The following is a 16,552-nucleotide window of genomic DNA, read 5'->3' as shown; positions in this document are numbered from 1 at the left end:
CACGGATGCCGCCCCCGCACCTCCTGGAGATGAAGATGTCACTCGCCACCCGCCGCGAGGGCCGCACCAAGCTGCCGCCCGAACAGCCGTCGATCCCGCAGCGCAGCGGTGGGACCGGTGCCTACTGGTTCTACCTGCTCCCCGGCTTCGTGCTCCTGCTCATCGTCGTGATCGTTCCGCTCATCTGGAACGTGTACCTCACCTTCACGAAGTGGAAGGGGGTGCGCGCACCGGAGTTCATCGGGCTCGAGAACTGGCAGAAGATCCTCACCGACAGCGACTTCTGGACCTCGTTCACGAACTCGGTGTGGATGATCATCGCGATGGTCGTGGTGCCGACGATCGTGGGGCTCGTCGTCGCCGCACTGCTGTTCGACGTGGTCGGACGCAAGTTCGGCGGCAAGGTCGGCAGCTTCCTTCGGGCCACCTACTACCTTCCGCAGATCCTCCCCATCGCCGTCGCCGGCATCGTGATCGGCTGGATCGTGCGCCCGGGCAGCGATGGTGCCCTCAACCAGATGCTCGGCTGGTTCGGCCTGCCCGCCTACGACTGGCTCGGCCAGATGCCGTCCGCGCTCATCGTGCTCATGGTCGTGATGGTGTGGGTGCAGCTCGGCTACCCCGTCGTGGTCTTCATGGCCGCACTCCAGCGCGTCGACCCGGAGCTGTACGAGGCTGCGGAGCTCGACGGCGCGAACTGGTTCCAGCGGTTCTCGGCGATCACGATGAGCATCATCCGCCCGGAGATCTTCGTCGTCACCCTGACCTGCACGATCGCCGCGCTCAAGGTGTTCGGTCCGGTCTACATCATCACCCGCGGAGGTCCGGCCGGCGCCACCCTGGTGCCCGCGTACTACGCCTACCAGGAGTTCTTCACGAAGCGGAACGTCGGCTACGGCGCCACGATCGCCACCGTCCTCACCATCGTCGTCGTGATCGTGTCGATCGTCTTCATCCGCGTCCAGAACTCCCTCGAGCGCAAGGAAAGGGCGGGTCTGTGATGCACGCCACCACCGCCATCGTCACCGGAAAGCCTGCCAAGACGCGCCCGCGCGGCGGCATGACCAAGAAGCGCCCGATCGACTGGCTGCTGCTTGCGCTCGTCATCGTCGGCGCGCTGCTCGTCATCGCGCCGTTCTATCTGGTGCTCGTGAACTCCTTCAAGTCGCCCGTCGACTACGCCACCTCCGGCCCTCTCGCCCTCCCCGAGTCGCTCGACTTCGGCGGCATCGTCAAGTTCTGGGAGCGGGTGAACTTCCCCGAGAAGGTGTGGAACTCGATCTTCATCGCCGGGATCGTATCGGTGCTCGCGGTCGTCATCTCGATGCTCAACGCCTTCGCGATCGGCATCGGCCGCGTGCGCGGTCGCTCCTGGATCGTGCTGCTCTTCCTGATGGCGAACCTCCTGCCGCAGGAGGCGCTGCTCTACCCGCTGTACTACATGTTCAAATCCGTCGGACTGTACGACAACGTGTGGTCGGTCATCATCGTGTTCACCGTCATCCAGGCGGCGTTCGGCACCTACCTGCTCTCGTCCGTCTACGGCACCTTCCCCAAGGAGGTCCTCGAGGCGGCGTCGCTCGACGGTGCCAGCCGCTGGCAGATCCTGTGGCGCGTGATCTTCCCGATCAGCCGTCCGACGCTCTCGGTGCTCCTGATCTTCTTCTTCATCTGGACGTGGAACGAGTTCCTCATCCCGCTGACGTTCCTCGCCTCCAACGCGAATCAAACGGTTCCTGTGGCCATCAGCGTGCTCCAGGGCGACCGGCTGATGGACGTCACCACCACGAGCGCCTCGGCGCTGCTCGGCATCATCCCGACGCTCATCTTCTTCCTCATCTTCCAACGCACCCTCACCAGGGGCATCACCGCAGGAGCAGTCAAGTAATGAAGTTCACCGACGGGTTCTGGCAACTGCGTCCCGGAGTCTCGGCGCTCTACGCGCAGGAGGCGTACGACATCGCGGAGACCGACGAGACGCCGGACGGGACCGGCATCGTCATCACGGCACCCACGATGGTCATCGCGAAGCGCGGCGACACCCTGAACCGGCCCGTGCTCACCACCACCCTCTCCTCCCCCGCCGAGGGCATCATCCGAGTGCGCATCGCGCATCACGCCGGCGGTCGATGGCATGGCGGATTCGCACTGCCGGGGGCCGGCGACGGCACGGCCTCGATCACCATCGGCGATGAGGGGGGCGTGCTGGACGCCGGGTCGCTGGTCGCCCGCATCGCCCCCGGCGATCCGTGGGACCTCTCGTTCGAGGTCGACGGCCGCCGGGTGACCGGCAGCGGCCACAAGGCGCAGGGCTACGTGCGGCTGGCGGACGACGCGCAGGTCGATCGCGGGATCGTCGGCAACGGACGCCAGGGCGGCGCGGCGCCCCGAGCATCCGCCTACGTGCACGAGCAGCTCGACCTGGGCGTCGGGGAGCACGTGTACGGGCTCGGCGAGCGCTTCGGACCGTTGGTGAAGAACGGTCAGACCGTGGAGATCTGGAACGCCGACGGCGGCACCTCCAGCGAGCAGGCCTACAAGAACGTCCCGTTCCACCTCTCCGATCGCGGCTACGGCGTGCTCGTGAACGACCCGGGCCATGTCTCGTACGAGATCGGCTCGGAATCCGTCGAGCGCGTGCAGTTCTCGGTCTCCGGCGAGGTGCTCGAGTACTTCGTGATCGCGGGCCCGACGCCGAAGGACGTGCTCGGCCGCTACACGGCCCTCACCGGGCGCCCACCCGTGGTCCCCGCCTGGTCGTACGGGCTGTGGCTGTCGACGAGCTTCACGACCGACTACGACGAGCAGACCGTGAACTCGTTCATCGACGAGATGTCCGCGCGCGAGCTGCCGGTGTCGGTCTTCCACTTCGACTGCTTCTGGATGCGCGAGTTCCAGTGGTGCGACTTCGAGTGGGACCCGCGGGTGTTCCCCGATCCCGAGGGGATGCTCGGGCGCCTGCACGAAAAGGATCTGCGGGTCTGCGTCTGGATCAACCCCTACATCGCCCAGCGCTCCGCGCTTTTCCGCGAAGCCGCTGATCAGGGCTTCCTGGTGAAGCGCGCCGACGGCTCGGTGTGGCAGTGGGACCTCTGGCAGGCCGGCATGGGCCTCGTCGACTTCACGAATCCCGACGCCACCGCCTGGTACCAGTCGAAGCTGCGAGGACTCGTCGCGCAGGGCGTCGACTGCTTCAAGACCGACTTCGGCGAGCGCATCCCCACGGATGTCGTCTGGGCCGACGGGCGAGACCCCGAGCGCATGCACAACCTCTACACCGACCTGTACAACCGCGCGGTGTTCGACGTGCTCACCGAGACGCGCGGGGAGGGCGACGCGGTGCTGTTCGCACGGTCGGCGACCGCGGGCGGGCAGAGCATGCCCGTGCACTGGGGCGGCGACTCCACCTCGACCTACACGTCGATGGCCGAGACGCTGCGCGGAGGGCTGTCGCTCGCCCTCTCGGGCTTCGCCTTCTGGAGCCACGACATCGGCGGGTTCGAGGGCATGCCGGATGCCGGCGTCTTCAAGCGCTGGACCGCGTTCGGGCTGCTGGGATCGCACTCGCGCTTCCACGGTTCGAGCTCGTACCGGGTGCCGTGGGCGTTCGACGAGGAGGCCGTCGAGGTGACGCGCCAGTTCACGCACCTCAAGATGCGCCTCATGCCGTACCTGTACCAGCAGGGGCTGGATGCCGCGGCGACGGGCGTGCCGCTGATGCGTCCGATGATGCTGGAGTTCCCCGAGGATCCGGCCACTGCATACCTCGACCGGCAGTACATGCTGGGGTCCGACCTGCTCGTCGCCCCGGTGTTCACCGAAGACGGGGTGGTCGACTTCTACCTCCCCGCCGGTGAGTGGACCTCGCTGCTGACGGGCGAGACCGTGACCGGCGGCGGCTGGCGACGCGAGAAGCACGGGTTCGATTCGCTGCCGCTGTATGTGCGGCCGGGCACGGCGCTCCCCTGGGGTGCTCGGGTCGACCGTCCGGATTACGACTACCATGACGGACTGCGGCTCCGGGTCTTCCCCGGCGGCGCCGGCAGCACCACCGTCACGGTGACGGACCCCGATGGTCGCGCCGAGGACTACACCGTCGACCTCGAGGAGATCACCGCATGACCAGCCTGCTCACGCCCCGTGATGACTACCGCGGCTCCGGCCTGGTGTTCCCCGAGGGATTCACGTTCGGATCCGCCACCGCCTCGTACCAGATCGAGGGAGCGGCAGCCGAAGACGGCCGGACCCCGTCGATCTGGGACACCTTCAGCAAGACACCGGGTCGGGTGTGGAACGGGGACACCGGCGACGTCGCGTGCGATCACTACCATCGCGTGGACGAGGACCTCGATCTGATGTCCGACCTGGGGCTCGGGGCCTACCGGTTCTCGATCGCCTGGCCGCGCATCGTCCCGACCGCGTCTGGCGAAGTGAACCAGGCCGGGATCGAGTTCTACTCCCGCCTGGTCGACGGGCTGCTCGAGCGCGGAATCCGCCCGGTGGCGACCCTCTACCACTGGGACCTCCCGCAGTACCTCGAAGACACGGGCGGTTGGACGTCGCGGGCGACCACCGACGCCTTCGAGCGCTACGCCGAGATCATGGGCACGGCACTGGGCGACCGCGTGCACACCTGGACGACCCTCAACGAGCCGTGGTGCTCCGCCTACCTCGGCTACGGGCAGGGCGGCCACGCACCGGGACGCCACGAACCGGCATCGGCGCTGTCGGCCGTGCATCACCTCAACCTCGTCCACGGGCGCGCCGTGCAGGCGCTTCGCGCGACCTCCACCGGCGACCCCGACTACTCAGTCACCCTGAACTTCCACGTGCTGCGCGGACAGGGAGACGGCGCCGCGGAGGCGATGCGCCGCATCGATGCCCTCGCCAACCGCGCGTTCACCGGCCCGATGCTGCGCGGCGAGTACCCGGCCGATCTGCTCGAGGACACCGCTTCGGTCACCGACTGGGGTTTCGTACACGACGGTGACCTCGCCACGATCGCCCAGCCGATCGACGTGCTCGGGGTGAACTACTACTCGACCGCGACCGTGCGCCTCTGGGACGGCGTCTCGCCGAAGCAGCAGAACGACGGACACAAGGGTGCCGCCGGCGGAACGGCATGGCCCGGCAGCGACCAGCTGGTCGAGTTCGTGGAGCAGCCCGGACCCTACACCGCGATGGGCTGGAACATCGCTCCGGAGGGCCTCGAGGAGCTGCTGGTGTCACTCTCCGAGCAGTTCCCCGAGCAGGCGCTCATGGTCACCGAGAACGGCGCCGCTTTCGAGGACGAGGTCGCCGCAGACGGTGCGGTGCACGACGTCGAGCGCACCGACTACCTGCGCCGCCACTTCACCGCGGCGCACCGGGCGATCGAACGCGGGGTGGACCTACGCGGATACTTCGTGTGGTCGCTGCTCGACAACTTCGAGTGGGGATACGGCTACGCCAAGCGATTCGGGATCGTGCGGGTCGACTTCGACGACCTCACGCGCACCGTGAAGGATTCCGGCCTCTGGTACCGGGAACTCATCCGCACCCGCACCGTGGAGGGCTGACCTCGCACCGGGCGTCGCCGGGCGGTCGTCAGGGACGGTCGTCCGGCTTGCCGGGCTTCTTGCGGTTGGTCCAGGCGGCGATGGCGGATGCCGCCGCACCGGCAGCACGGTCGATCGCCTCGGCCGAGCGACTCAGCATGTCCTGCGCCGCGTCCTGCCAGGCCGCGTTCGGCGGGGCCTCGCCGGCCTGGACCCTCGCCGCATGCTCCGCCGCCTCGAAGGCGCGCTCGAGCTCGGCGACGGCGTCGCGGTAGGCCGCGAAGTCGGCAGGGGTCGTCTTGCCCGAGACCGCACGCCGCATCTCGGCCGCGTGTCCGGATGCCCGCAGGTACGCCGCTGTGGCGGGGAGCTTGACGTCGGTCATCGCGGGATAGGCGATCTGGAGCGCGGGGTCGGTCTCGTACCGCATCCACCGGACCGTCACGGCATCGTGCGCGGCATGCAGCCGTTCCACGGGGCCGGGCTCGGAGGCCGTCGGTACCGCCGCACGCGCGGCGTTCAGCCGGACCTGCCGGGCGCGCACGTCGGCCGAGGCCGCTTTGGCGTCGCGCTCCCGCTCCTTGAGCATCCGTCGCGCTCCGGCGACCTGCTCGGCCGTCGCGCGCTGCGCCGCACGTTCCGCCGTGACGCGGGCGAGGTCGGCGCGGGCGATCTTCAGCGCGATGCGTCGCTCGGATGCGATCCGCTGAGCCGTCCTGAGGTCGTGGCGCGCGGCATCGACCTCGAGCCGGCGACCGCTCATCGTGCTGCTCCGGCGACGCAGACCGATCGCACCGGCCGTTCCCGCAGCGACTGCGGTCGGCGCGATCCACCACCACTCGGCGGCGAGCAGCAAAGGATCCATGATCCGATGCTACCCAGGCGCGGCGACCGACGGAGCCCCCGTGCCGCGCGTCCGCGACCGATCCCCACCCCCGCGAGCACGGGGTGTTCCCGTGTCCGCAGAGGTGAGGTGATCGGCGTCATCAGACCAGTGTCTCCTGCCAGGCCGCGTGCAGCTGGGCGAACTTGCCGGTACCGCCGATGAGCGCGGCCGGAGTGTCGTCCTCGATGATCTGCCCGTGCTCCATCACCAGCACCCGGTCGGCGATCGCGACCGTCGACAGGCGGTGCGCGATGATGATCGCGGTGCGGTCCTTGAGCAGGGTCTGCAGCGCATCCTGGATCAACCGCTCCGACGGGATGTCCAGCGAGGCGGTGGCCTCGTCGAGGATCAGCACCGCGGGGTCGGCGAGGAACGCCCTGGCGAACGAGATGAGCTGACGCTGGCCGGCCGACACTCGCCCACCGCGCTTGTTCACATCGGTGCCGTAGCCGTCGGGCAGCGATGAGATGAACTCGTCCGCTCCCACCGCGCGTGCGGCCGCCCTGATCTCGTCGAGCGACGCATCCGGCTTGCCGAGCGCGATGTTGTCGGCCACCGTTCCGCTGAACAGGTAGGCCTCCTGCGTGACCATGACGATCGCGCGGCGGAGGTCCTTCGGGTGCAGCGAGCGGAGGTCGATGTCGTCGAGCGTGACCCGCCCCTCGGAGGGGTCGTAGAACCGCGAGATGAGCTTGGCCAGCGTGGACTTGCCCGCGCCGGTCGTGCCCACCAGGGCGATCGTCTCCCCGGCGGGGATGTCGAGCGAGAAGTTCGGGAGGATCGTCTTCTCGCCGTTGTAGCCGAAGGTCACCTCGTCGAACCGGATGTGACCGCGCGACTCCCACAGGTCGACCGGCTTCTCGGGGTCCGGAACCGTCGGCACCTCCTCGAGCACGCCCGACACCTTCTCCAGCGCGGCCGTGGCCGACTGATAGGAGTTCAGGAACATCGCGATCTCCTGCATCGGAGCGAAGAAGTTGCGCACGTACAGGACTGCCGAGAGCAGCACACCGACGGTGAGCGCCCCCTCCGAGACGCGGATGCCGCCCCACAGCACGACGATGCCGAGCACGAGGGCTGCGACGCCCATGAGACCGGGCTCGAACGTGCCGAACAGCAGCATCGAGCGGCGGTTGACATCGCGGTACTCCCCCGCGATCGCCTGGAACGACTTGTCGTTGCGCGGCTCCTTGCGGAACGCCTTGACGGCACGGATACCCGTCATCGTCTCGACGAACTGCACGATCACCTTCGCGCTGATCACGCGCGACTCGCGGTAGACCAGCTGCGAGCGCGAGTAGAACCACTTCATCAGGAAGAACAGCGGCACGCCGCCGATCGCGAGGATCAGGCCGGACTGCCAGTCCCAGAAGCACAGCGCGATGAAGGTGAAGAGCCCGAAGAGCACGCCGGAGACGAGCTCGTTCAGGCCGCCGTCGAGGAGCTCCTTGATCGAATCGAGGTCACTCGTCTGGCGCGAGATGATGCGCCCGGAGGTGTACGACTCGTGGAACTCCAGGCTCAGGCGCTGGGTGTGCAGGAAGATCCGCTTGCGCAGATCGAGCAGCACAGCCTGCGTGAGCTTGGCGGCGATGATGACGTACCAGGCGATCATCACGGCGGCCAGGATGCCCGCGGCCAGGTAGATGCCGCCGATCATGAAGGTCGGCATCCAGTCGGCGTTCTTCAGCACCGCCGGCAGCGCACGGTCGAGACCGATGCTGATCAGGATGGGACCTGCGACCTGCAGCGCGGTCGAGATGATCAGCACAGCGGCGGCCAGCACGATCTGCGGCTTCAGCGGGCGCACCAGCGATCCGAGCAGCCGGAGCGACCGACGACGGATCTCCCGGCTCTCCTCGCGGGTGTACTCGGAACGATCCTCGTCCTGGGTTCCGGTGATGGCGGAGCTCATCGCTGCACCTCCTTCTCTTCATCGAACGTGGTTGCTGAGCCAGTCGAAGCATCGTCGGCGGCCTCGGCTCTGCGGCCCTCGCGGACCTCGTCTTCGACCTGGAGCTGCTCGTCGCGGATGATCGGGATCGCTCCGGTGCGAGCGGCTTCCTCGGCCTCGAGGCTGGAGATGACGTGACGGTAGTGACGGCTGCTCTTCAGCAGCTCGGAGTGAGTCCCCACCGCGGTGACGCGGCCGGCCTCGAGCAGCGCGACGCGGTCGGCGAGGGCGACGGTCGAGGGACGGTGCGCCACGATCAGCGCCGTCGTCTCGGCGAGGACGTGTCGCAGCGCCTCTTCCACGAGCGCCTCGGTGTCGACGTCCAGCGCCGACAGCGGGTCGTCGAGCACGAGCACCTTCGGCGCCGCCGCCACCGCACGCGCGAGGGCGAGACGCTGACGCTGCCCACCGGAGAGGCTGAGCCCCTCCTCGCCGATCACGGTCTCGACACCGTCGGGCAGCGAGTCCACGAACGACGCCTGCGCGACGTCGAGCGCTTCACGCAGCACGCGCTCCCCCTCTTCGCTGTGCACGTCGAGGTCGGCGCGGCCGAGCAGCACGTTCTCGCGCACGGTCGCCGAGAACAGCGTCGCATCCTCGAAGGCCATCGCGATGTGCCGGCGCAGCTCGGACAGCGGCAGATCGCGCACATCGACACCGTCGAGCGTGACCTTGCCGCCCGTCACGTCGTACAGACGCGTGGGCAGCGTCGTGAGCGTGGTCTTGCCGCTACCGGTGAGACCGACGAGCGCCATGGTCTCGCCGGGGCGCAGGACCAGGTCGATGCCGTCGAGCAGATCGCGTTCGTGGGAACCGGCGTCCTGGTACCGGAAGTGGGCGTTCACGAAGGCCAGCTCTCCGCGCGGGTCGTCGATGTGCACGGGGTTCTCGGGGTCCGTGATCGTGTTGGTCTCGGAGAAGATGTCGAACACACGGTCGGTCGCCGTGCGGGCGTCGAGCATGAACGAGAACAGGAAGCCGATGGACTCGATGGGCCAGCGGAGCACGACGGCCATCGCGAAGAACGCGAACAGCTGTGCCTCATCGATCTGCCCCTGCGAGATCAACCAGATGCCCGAGATCAGGCTCAGACCGAACGCGATCTGCGGCATCATGTCGAGCCAGAACCAGATCGAGGCGATCGCGCCGGCCTTGCTCATCTCGGTCTCGCGCAGTGTCTCGGCCTGACGGCTGAAACGGCTGAGCGCGTGCTTGCCACGGCCGAACGCCTTCAGCACTCGGATGCCGTGCACGCTCTCCTCGACGCTGGTCGCGAGGTCACCGGCCTGGTCCTGGCTGCGGCGGGTGAGCGCGCCGTAGCGCTTCTCGAACAGGTAGCCGCGGATCCATAGCGGGATCGCCGTGACCAGGAAGATCGTGCCGAGCAGCCAGTGCCAACGGAAGAGCAGCACCGATCCGATGATGATCGTGAGGACGTTGACGACGAGCAGCACGAGCCCGAAGGCCAGCCAGCGGCGGATGAGGCCGATGTCCTGCATCATGCGGCTGAGCAGCTGACCGGAACCCCACCTGTCGTGGAACGAGACCGGAAGGGTCTGCAGGCGCGAGTAGAGCTCGGTGCGCATCTTGTACTCGACCTCGGTCGAGGGGTTGAGCACGAACTGGCGACGCAGCCAGACCATCAGCGCCTCGCCGAGGCCGAGCGCGAAGACCGCGAGCGCACCCCAGACGATTGCGCGGAAGTCACCGGAGCGGACCGGTCCGCTGATGATCTGCTCGAGGACGATCGGGATCATCAGGGCGATGATGGCCGCGATGAGCGCGCTGGCGGCACCGCCGGCGAGCCGCCAGATGACGGGTTTGACGAAGGGCTTCAGCCGCCACAGCGCGGCCGGAGTGGAAAGGGTGGATGAAGGCGAGGGATTCTGCGCGGAAGGCGAGGAAGACATGTCTCTCAGACGAGTTTCGTATGGAATGCGGTTGCGGAAGGGGACGGATGCGAGAGCGGACTCGCAGAGTCCGGCATCCGGTGCAGAAGGGGCGGGGTGGCTCTAGGAGAGCGGACGCGCCGGGGTCGAGCCGAGAGCTGCGATCCGCGCGGTGGCGATCGTGGTCATGGTGTCCTCCTCAGGGGCTCGGCTGTGTCGTCCGGTTGGCGCGACAGCCCACCAGCCTATTGCTGTGAACCAGCTGAACACAAGACGCATTCCCGATTTGTTCGGCGTCTTTCCTGCGCCGGGCCCGGCATCCTGTGTCCGAGCGCGCTTTCGCCGCGCCACCGGATGTCGGCAGCGCGGCGAAGAGGAGCCGATCAGGCGGCGATGCTCTCGCGCGCGAGCAGGCTCTCCTTCACGTCCAGCCCCCAGGCGAAGCCGCCGAGGCTGCCGTCGGTGCGCAGCACGCGGTGGCACGGCACGAACAGCGCCGGGGCGTTCCTGGCGCAGATCGAGGCGGCCGCGCGCACGGCGTTCGGGTTGCCGAGCCGCTCTGCGAAGCCGGTGTAGGTGAGCGGTGCACCGGGCTCGATCGCCCGCAGAGCCGACCACCCCGCGAGCTGCAGGACGGTGCCCGACTGCTTGACCGCGATCGCGTCGATCGCGGACAGGTCGCCCGCGTAGAAGGCCAGCGCGGCGTCTGCGGCATCCGTCTCGCCCTCGCGGAGCTCTTCGGGGCGGTGCGCCGGCGCCAGTCGCGCGAGGATCGCCTCCACGTCGGAGGTCCACCCCGACGACAGCACCCGCTGACGGTCGTCGGCGAGGATCGTGAAGGCCCCGTCCGGGGTCTCGATGGTCTGGATGAGAGCGGTCATGAGGTCTCCTTCGATGTCGTGTCAGTTGTGGCGGCTGCGCGGGCGGTGGATGCTGCCCGTCGGGGTCCGGCCGGCCGCACCGGGGCGGCGCGCCAGAGATGCGCACTCAGATAGCTGCGCCAGGGGGCCGTGCGCTCGGCCCAGGCGGTGAGCGCACGGGCCTCGCCCGGAAGCCCGGAGGCCGCAGCTCCCGCACGCAGCGCGACGTCGCCGGGGAGCAGGATGTCGGGGTCGCCGAGCACGCGCATGCGCACGTAGTCGGCCGTCCACGGTCCGATGCCCGGCATCGCGAGGAGGGCCTCGCGCTGCTCGACGCCGTCATCGCCGACGGTCAATGTCAGGGAGCCGTCGGCGAGGGCCGCGGCCGCACCGGTGATCGCGCGGATGCGGGCGGCGGGGCCACGCAGCACCTCGGCCCCGCGCTCGGCGATCGCCGTCATCGTCGGGAAGAGCAGTCCCTGCTCGGTGCGCTCCCCCAGCGCCTCGGTGAGCGCGATGAGCGCCGTGCGGGCGGCGACCACCGTGATCTGCTGTCCGACCATGGCGCGGATGAGCATCTCGTGCGGGTCTGCCGAGCCGGGAACGCGCATGCCGGGCGTGCGGGCGACGAGCGGCGCCAGCTCGGGGTGGTCGGAGAGCGCCTCGTCGATCGCCAGCGGGTCGGCATCGAGGTCGAAGATGCGGCGCACGGTCGACACCAGCGGTGCCAGATCGCCCAGGCGCGCGACACGGGCGCGCAGGTGCAGGCGCTGGGTCGCATCCTGACTCACCTCGAACCAGGCGGGACCGCCTGTCATCCGCAGATGCCGGGAGAACGACATCGCCGTGGTCTCTTCGACGCCCGGCACGGCGCGCGCCGCCATCCAGGTGAAGATGCCGCTCGCGTCGAGCGGACCGCGGTACGGCAGGACCAGGTCGATGGCACCCGGTACCGCGGATGCCGGCAGTCGTCGACGTGCCCTGAGCTCGCCGGGGGTGAGGCCGAAGACCTCGCGTATCGTGTCGTTGCACTGGCGGATGCTGGCGAAGCCCGCCGAGAAGGCGACGTCGGAGATGGGCATATCGGTGCCGACGAGCAGCATCCGCGCCGTGTGCGCGCGGTGCGCCCTGGCGAGGGCGAGGGGCCCGGCGCCCAGCTCGGTGGTCAGCAGACGCGTGAGGTGTCTGCTCGAATACCCGAGGCGCGCGGCGAGCCCCGGCACGCCCTCGCGCTCCACGACGCCGTCGGAGATGAGCCGCATGGCGCGGGCCGCGACGTCGCCGCGGATGTCCCACGCCGGCGACCCGGGGGCGGCTTCGGGGAGGCAGCGCTTGCACGCACGGTATCCGGCTTCGTGCGCGGCCGCGCTCGTGGGATAGAACGTGACGTTCTGCGGGTTGGGTGTGCGCGCAGGGCAGCTCGGACGGCAGTAGATCCCGGTCGAGCGCACCGCCGTCACGAACTGCCCGTCGAAGCGGGTGTCGCGCGCGCTGATCGCACGGTAGCGCTCGTCGAAGTCGATCACGGGGAAGCTCATGCCTCCATGCTGTCACGGGCCTCCGACGTCGACTGGCGGAAATCGGACATGGCTGTCGCGGAGTCCGTCGAGCCGTGCCGAGACCCCGACCTGACGCCGAGACCCCGACCTGCACACGTCGGCAGGCCGGGGTCTCGGCGAGAAGCGGGGGTTTCGGCGCAGAGGCCGGCCGCTCAGTGGAAGAAGTGACGCTCCCCGGTGAAGAACATCGTGACGCCGGCCTTGCGGGCGGCATCGATGACTTCCTCGTCGCGGACCGATCCGCCGGGCTGCACGATGGCCGTGACGCCCGCGTCGATCAGCACCTGCGCGCCGTCGGCGAACGGGAAGAACGCGTCCGAGGAGGCGACCGAACCGGCGGCACGGTCCCCGGCGCGCTCGACCGCGAGGCGGCACGAGTCGACGCGGTTGACCTGGCCCATGCCGACGCCGACCGTGGCGTTGTCCTTCGCGAGGACAATCGCGTTCGACTTGACGGCGCGGCAGGCCTTCCACGCGAAGATGAGGTTCTCCATCTCGTCGTCGCTCGGACGCTCACCCGACACGAGCTCCCAGTTCTTGGCGACGGAGCCGATGTCGTCCGGGAAGCGGTCGGCATCCTGCAGCAGCAGTCCGCCCGAGACCAGACGCACGTCCATGCGCTCCTGCTGCCAGTCCTGCGGGAGCTGCAGCAGGCGCAGGTTCTTCTTGGCCTTGAACACCTCGAGGGCGGCGGGCTCGAACGACGGCGCGACGATGACCTCGGTGAAGATGTCCTTGAGGTTCTCGGCCATCTTGAGGGTCACGGTGCCGTTCGCGGCGATGACCCCGCCGTATGCCGAGACCGGGTCGCACTCGTGCGCACGCAGGTGGGCGCTGGCGATCGGGTCGAGGGCGTTCGGGGCGGTCGTGGCGATGCCGCACGGGTTGGCGTGCTTGATGATCGCGACGGCCGGCTTGACCATGTCGTAGGCGGCACGCAGCGCGGCATCCGCGTCGACGTAGTTGTTGTACGACATCTCCTTGCCCTGCAGCTGCGTGGCCTGGGCGATGCCGTGACCGCCGGCGCGGGTGTAGATCGCGCCGCGCTGGTGCGAGTTCTCGCCGTAGCGGAGGGTCGCGAGGCGCTCGGCCTGGATCGTGAGGTGTGCGGGCAGGTCGCCGGGCTCGGTGAGCGTGCCCTCGGCGAACCACTGGGCCACCGCGGTGTCGTAGGCGGCGGTGTGCGCGAATGCGCGGGCGGCGAGCTCGCGACGCTGCGCGACGGAGGTGCCGCCGGCGGCGACCGCCTCCACGATCGCGGGGTATGACTGCGGCGACACGACGATCGCGACGTTGGCGTGGTTCTTCGCCGCGGCGCGCACCATGGCGGGGCCGCCGATGTCGATCTGCTCGACCACGTCGTCGCCGACCGCGCCCGAGGCGACGGTCTCGACGAACGGATACAGGTTCACCACGACGAGCTCGAACGGCGCGATGTCGAGCTCCTCGAGCTGACGCTCGTGCTCCTCGAGACGCAGGTCGGCCAGCAGGCCTCCGTGGACCTTCGGGTGCAGCGTCTTCACGCGACCGTCGAGCATCTCGGCGACGCCGGTGACGGCGGCCACATCGGTCACGGTGAAGCCGGCATCGCGGATGGTCGCGGCGGTCGAGCCCGTCGAGACGATCTCCACCCCGGCCTCAGCGAGAGCTGCCGCGAGGACGAGCAGGTCTGTCTTGTCGCTCACCGAGACGAGCGCGCGCCGGATCGGCACGGTGTCGCGATCGCGGTAGAGCGTGGGGTCGTGGCGGGGGCCGGCCATGATGGGCTCCTTCGTGCGGGGGCGTCGGGTGGGGGTCAGGAAGAAGAGGTGAGGGGGAGGTCGCCCGTGGCGATCCCGCGGACGACGTCGATGAGCAGACGACGTTCGACGGGCTTGATGCGCTCGTGCAGCGTGTGCTCGGTGTCGCCCTCGAGCACGGGCACGCGCTCCTGGGCGAGGATCGGCCCGGAGTCGACGCCGTCGTCGACGACGATCACGCTGGCACCGGTCTCGGTGACCCCCGCAGCGAGCGCGTCACGGACGCCGTGCGCTCCGGGGAACTCCGGCAGGTATGCCGGGTGCGTGTTGATGAGGCGCGGCGAGTACTGCGCGACGAGCGACGGCGGCAGCAGGCGCATGAGTCCTGAGAGGACCACGAGGTCGGGGTTCCAGACGGCGAGCTGACGGGCGAGCTCTTCACCCCAGGCCTCACGGCTCTCGTGCTCGTGCCACGGCACGGTGAAACTGGGGATGCCGAACTCCTCGGCATGGGCCAGCCCGTCGGCTTCGCGGTCGGCACCCACGACGATCACCCTGGCGGGGAAATCGGGATGACGAGCGGCCTCGAGGAGGGCGCGAAGGTTCGAGCCGGTGCCCGAGATGAGAACGGCGACCGTGAGCACGCGCCCAGTCTACCGGGGTGTGCATGCTGCTCCCGCCCGGTGTCCGGACCGCTCGCATGTCGTCGTCAGTCGCGCGGTTCCGCTCGATCGCGCGGCGGCGCGAGGAATCCGCGCACGTCATCGAGCGGTGCCGTGTCGTCCGCGGTGGACACGCCCGCGGAGGGCGCACCGGATGCCTCTCCCGCGATGACGACGGCGTTCGGGTCGAGCTCGGTCATCTCGGCGATCCAGCGGTCGGTCCGCTCCTCGGCGAGCTCATCGCGGTTCCGAGGAGATAGCAGGAGGATGGCCGCCCCCACGAGAACCTCCGCGCCGAGCGCCAGAGCGAACGGATAGACGGCGGGCCCGACGACCGCCAGCCTCCCCGGACCCATCGAGCCGTTCGCGAGGGCAGCGGCGAGACCGCCGATCCCTGCGGTCAGGGCAGCGATGCCCACGGCGATCACGGCGCGCTGCAACACCCCGAGCGGCGTGCCCTCCCAGACGAGACGCGAGCGCACCGCCCAGCCGGCGAACGCACCGGCGGCGACGGGGATGAGCACGACGATCAGCATCCAGATCGAGCTGTTCTCGGGCAGCAGGCCGAACACCGGGATGCCGGGGACGACCCCGAGCTGCGTACCCGCGGGCGAGACCGCCGTGGCGGCACCGACCGCGAAGCCGGGACCGGCGAGCCATGCCGCCGTCCACACGAGCATGGTCGGCAGGTATGCGAGCTGGGCGAGCGTCATCACCGTCGCACCGAGGGCGTCGACCCTGGCGGCCTGGAACAGCGCCACCACCTCGCCGCCGCGCAGCAGGATGGTCACGGCCAGCGCGAGGGCGGATGCGCCGGCCACCCCGACGAGCGCGAAGGCTGCCCCGCGCACGATCGCCGCCGGAACGGGGGCCCAGTCCTCGCGGGCGTCGAACCAGTCGTGCAAGCGGTCGAGGAGGCCCCCGTCGCCGTCGTCCCACGTGACGCGCACCGCCCCGCACAGCACACCCACGAGGTAGACCGCGGCAGGGAGGATGATCGCCGGCGACAACGGCGTCTGCGCCGCCTCCAGCCGTGCGCTCAGTGCGACGCCCACGGAGATGAGGGTGAACACCGCGGCTCCGGTGAGCGAGCCGAGCAGCCACGCGCCCGCCTTCGCCGCCCTGCTGCCCGAACGCGCGGCGAAGAGCAGCGTGAACAGGAGGAAGGCGAGCGGTGTGATCGACACGACGAAGTTCGCCGCCGCGGGTGGGATCGCGAGCGCCACCAGGAGCGCGTCCGGGATCGTGATCGTCAGCGGAACTCCGTGACCGAACTCCCAGAGCGTCCCGGTGAGCGGCCAGAGCGCGCCCCAGTCGGCCGTGACCCCGAAGGCGACCGTCCACAGCAGCGTCAGCGGCGCCAGCAGCACGACGAGACCGACCGCCGCGGCGATGGCGGCGTCGAAGGCGGCGAGGAGCGCGACGAGGAGGCGTTGCATAGCGTTTCGAGACTACGACGAGTTGCC

The 16,552-nt window shown here is 69.4% G+C and carries 12 protein-coding genes; 4 read left to right on the top strand and 8 right to left on the bottom strand.

Annotation, left to right across the window (positions count from 1 at the left end; translation table 11 throughout):
* The first annotated feature begins 35 nt into the window (after nt 1-35).
* Genes ACFC14_RS10720 through ACFC14_RS10705 form a run of 4 tightly spaced genes read left to right on the top strand, consistent with a single transcriptional unit; the run spans nt 36 to nt 5,558 of the window.
* Nucleotides 36-1,001: a carbohydrate ABC transporter permease gene (locus ACFC14_RS10720; RefSeq protein WP_376104006.1), complete on the top strand. Its 966-nt coding sequence runs from the start codon at nt 36-38 to the stop codon at nt 999-1,001.
* Nucleotides 1,001-1,888 carry a carbohydrate ABC transporter permease gene (locus ACFC14_RS10715; RefSeq protein WP_376104003.1) on the top strand — a complete coding sequence of 296 codons (888 nt, stop codon included), beginning with the start codon at nt 1,001-1,003 and terminating at the stop codon, nt 1,886-1,888. The genes ACFC14_RS10720 and ACFC14_RS10715 overlap by 1 nt, the downstream gene beginning before the upstream one ends.
* Nucleotides 1,888-4,122 carry an alpha-xylosidase gene (yicI, locus tag ACFC14_RS10710; RefSeq protein ID WP_376104000.1) on the top strand — a complete coding sequence of 745 codons (2,235 nt, stop codon included), beginning with the start codon at nt 1,888-1,890 and terminating at the stop codon, nt 4,120-4,122. The genes ACFC14_RS10715 and yicI overlap by 1 nt, the downstream gene beginning before the upstream one ends.
* A complete protein-coding gene (locus ACFC14_RS10705; RefSeq protein WP_376103997.1) occupies nt 4,119-5,558 on the top strand; it encodes a GH1 family beta-glucosidase in 1,440 nt (479 codons plus the stop codon). Before yicI ends, ACFC14_RS10705 begins: the two co-directional genes overlap by 4 nt.
* A 28-nt stretch (nt 5,559-5,586) precedes the next feature.
* On the opposite strand, the gene ACFC14_RS10700 is transcribed toward ACFC14_RS10705, so the two are convergent.
* The 8 genes from ACFC14_RS10700 to ACFC14_RS10665 form a co-directional block, all read right to left on the bottom strand.
* Nucleotides 5,587-6,402 (bottom strand): hypothetical protein, encoded by an 816-nt coding sequence (locus ACFC14_RS10700; protein ID WP_376103994.1) that lies wholly within the window; start codon nt 6,400-6,402, stop codon nt 5,587-5,589.
* 121 nt (nt 6,403-6,523) lie between these two features.
* The gene (locus ACFC14_RS10695) at nt 6,524-8,338 is read right to left on the bottom strand and encodes an ABC transporter ATP-binding protein (protein WP_376103991.1); all 1,815 of its coding nucleotides are present in this window, start codon (nt 8,336-8,338) and stop codon (nt 6,524-6,526) included.
* Nucleotides 8,335-10,287: an ABC transporter ATP-binding protein gene (locus tag ACFC14_RS10690; protein WP_376103988.1), complete on the bottom strand. Its 1,953-nt coding sequence runs from the start codon at nt 10,285-10,287 to the stop codon at nt 8,335-8,337. The genes ACFC14_RS10695 and ACFC14_RS10690 overlap by 4 nt, the downstream gene beginning before the upstream one ends.
* 362 nt (nt 10,288-10,649) lie before the next feature.
* Entirely contained in the window at nt 10,650-11,147 is a 498-nt protein-coding gene (locus ACFC14_RS10685; protein ID WP_376103985.1) for a methylated-DNA--[protein]-cysteine S-methyltransferase, read from the bottom strand.
* A complete protein-coding gene (locus ACFC14_RS10680; protein ID WP_376103982.1) occupies nt 11,144-12,664 on the bottom strand; it encodes an AlkA N-terminal domain-containing protein in 1,521 nt (506 codons plus the stop codon). The genes ACFC14_RS10685 and ACFC14_RS10680 overlap by 4 nt, the downstream gene beginning before the upstream one ends.
* A gap of 173 nt (nt 12,665-12,837) precedes the next feature.
* Nucleotides 12,838-14,445, bottom strand: coding sequence for a bifunctional phosphoribosylaminoimidazolecarboxamide formyltransferase/IMP cyclohydrolase (purH, locus tag ACFC14_RS10675; RefSeq protein WP_376103979.1), 1,608 nt, complete (start codon nt 14,443-14,445; stop codon nt 12,838-12,840).
* Nucleotides 14,446-14,480: 35 nt separating this feature from the next.
* On the bottom strand, nt 14,481-15,068 hold the full coding sequence (gene purN / locus ACFC14_RS10670; RefSeq protein WP_376103976.1) for a phosphoribosylglycinamide formyltransferase: 588 nt from the start codon (nt 15,066-15,068) through the stop codon (nt 14,481-14,483).
* A gap of 65 nt (nt 15,069-15,133) precedes the next feature.
* Nucleotides 15,134-16,525 carry a DUF6350 family protein gene (locus tag ACFC14_RS10665; RefSeq protein WP_376103973.1) on the bottom strand — a complete coding sequence of 464 codons (1,392 nt, stop codon included), beginning with the start codon at nt 16,523-16,525 and terminating at the stop codon, nt 15,134-15,136.
* Nucleotides 16,526-16,552 lie beyond the last annotated feature (27 nt).

It is taken from the genome of Microbacterium sp. NPDC055988, assembly GCF_042269505.1.
Taxonomy (GTDB): domain Bacteria; phylum Actinomycetota; class Actinomycetes; order Actinomycetales; family Microbacteriaceae; genus Microbacterium.
Note: the sequence above shows the minus strand (reverse complement) of the source record. Positions and strands in the feature narration are given on the sequence as shown.

Excerpts from the sequence above, each read along its gene's own strand:
- ACFC14_RS10720 (WP_376104006.1), top strand. The coding sequence starts at position 36 with ATGTCACTCGCCACCCGCCGCGAGGGCCGCACCAAGCTGCCGCCCGAA.
- ACFC14_RS10715 (WP_376104003.1), top strand. The coding sequence starts at position 1,001 with ATGCACGCCACCACCGCCATCGTCACCGGAAAGCCTGCCAAGACGCGC.
- yicI (WP_376104000.1), top strand. The coding sequence starts at position 1,888 with ATGAAGTTCACCGACGGGTTCTGGCAACTGCGTCCCGGAGTCTCGGCG.
- ACFC14_RS10705 (WP_376103997.1), top strand. The coding sequence starts at position 4,119 with ATGACCAGCCTGCTCACGCCCCGTGATGACTACCGCGGCTCCGGCCTG.
- ACFC14_RS10700 (WP_376103994.1), bottom strand. The coding sequence starts at position 6,402 with ATGGATCCTTTGCTGCTCGCCGCCGAGTGGTGGTGGATCGCGCCGACC.
- ACFC14_RS10695 (WP_376103991.1), bottom strand. The coding sequence starts at position 8,338 with ATGAGCTCCGCCATCACCGGAACCCAGGACGAGGATCGTTCCGAGTAC.
- ACFC14_RS10690 (WP_376103988.1), bottom strand. The coding sequence starts at position 10,287 with ATGTCTTCCTCGCCTTCCGCGCAGAATCCCTCGCCTTCATCCACCCTT.
- ACFC14_RS10685 (WP_376103985.1), bottom strand. The coding sequence starts at position 11,147 with ATGACCGCTCTCATCCAGACCATCGAGACCCCGGACGGGGCCTTCACG.
- ACFC14_RS10680 (WP_376103982.1), bottom strand. The coding sequence starts at position 12,664 with ATGAGCTTCCCCGTGATCGACTTCGACGAGCGCTACCGTGCGATCAGC.
- purH (WP_376103979.1), bottom strand. The coding sequence starts at position 14,445 with ATGGCCGGCCCCCGCCACGACCCCACGCTCTACCGCGATCGCGACACC.
- ACFC14_RS10665 (WP_376103973.1), bottom strand. The coding sequence starts at position 16,525 with ATGCAACGCCTCCTCGTCGCGCTCCTCGCCGCCTTCGACGCCGCCATC.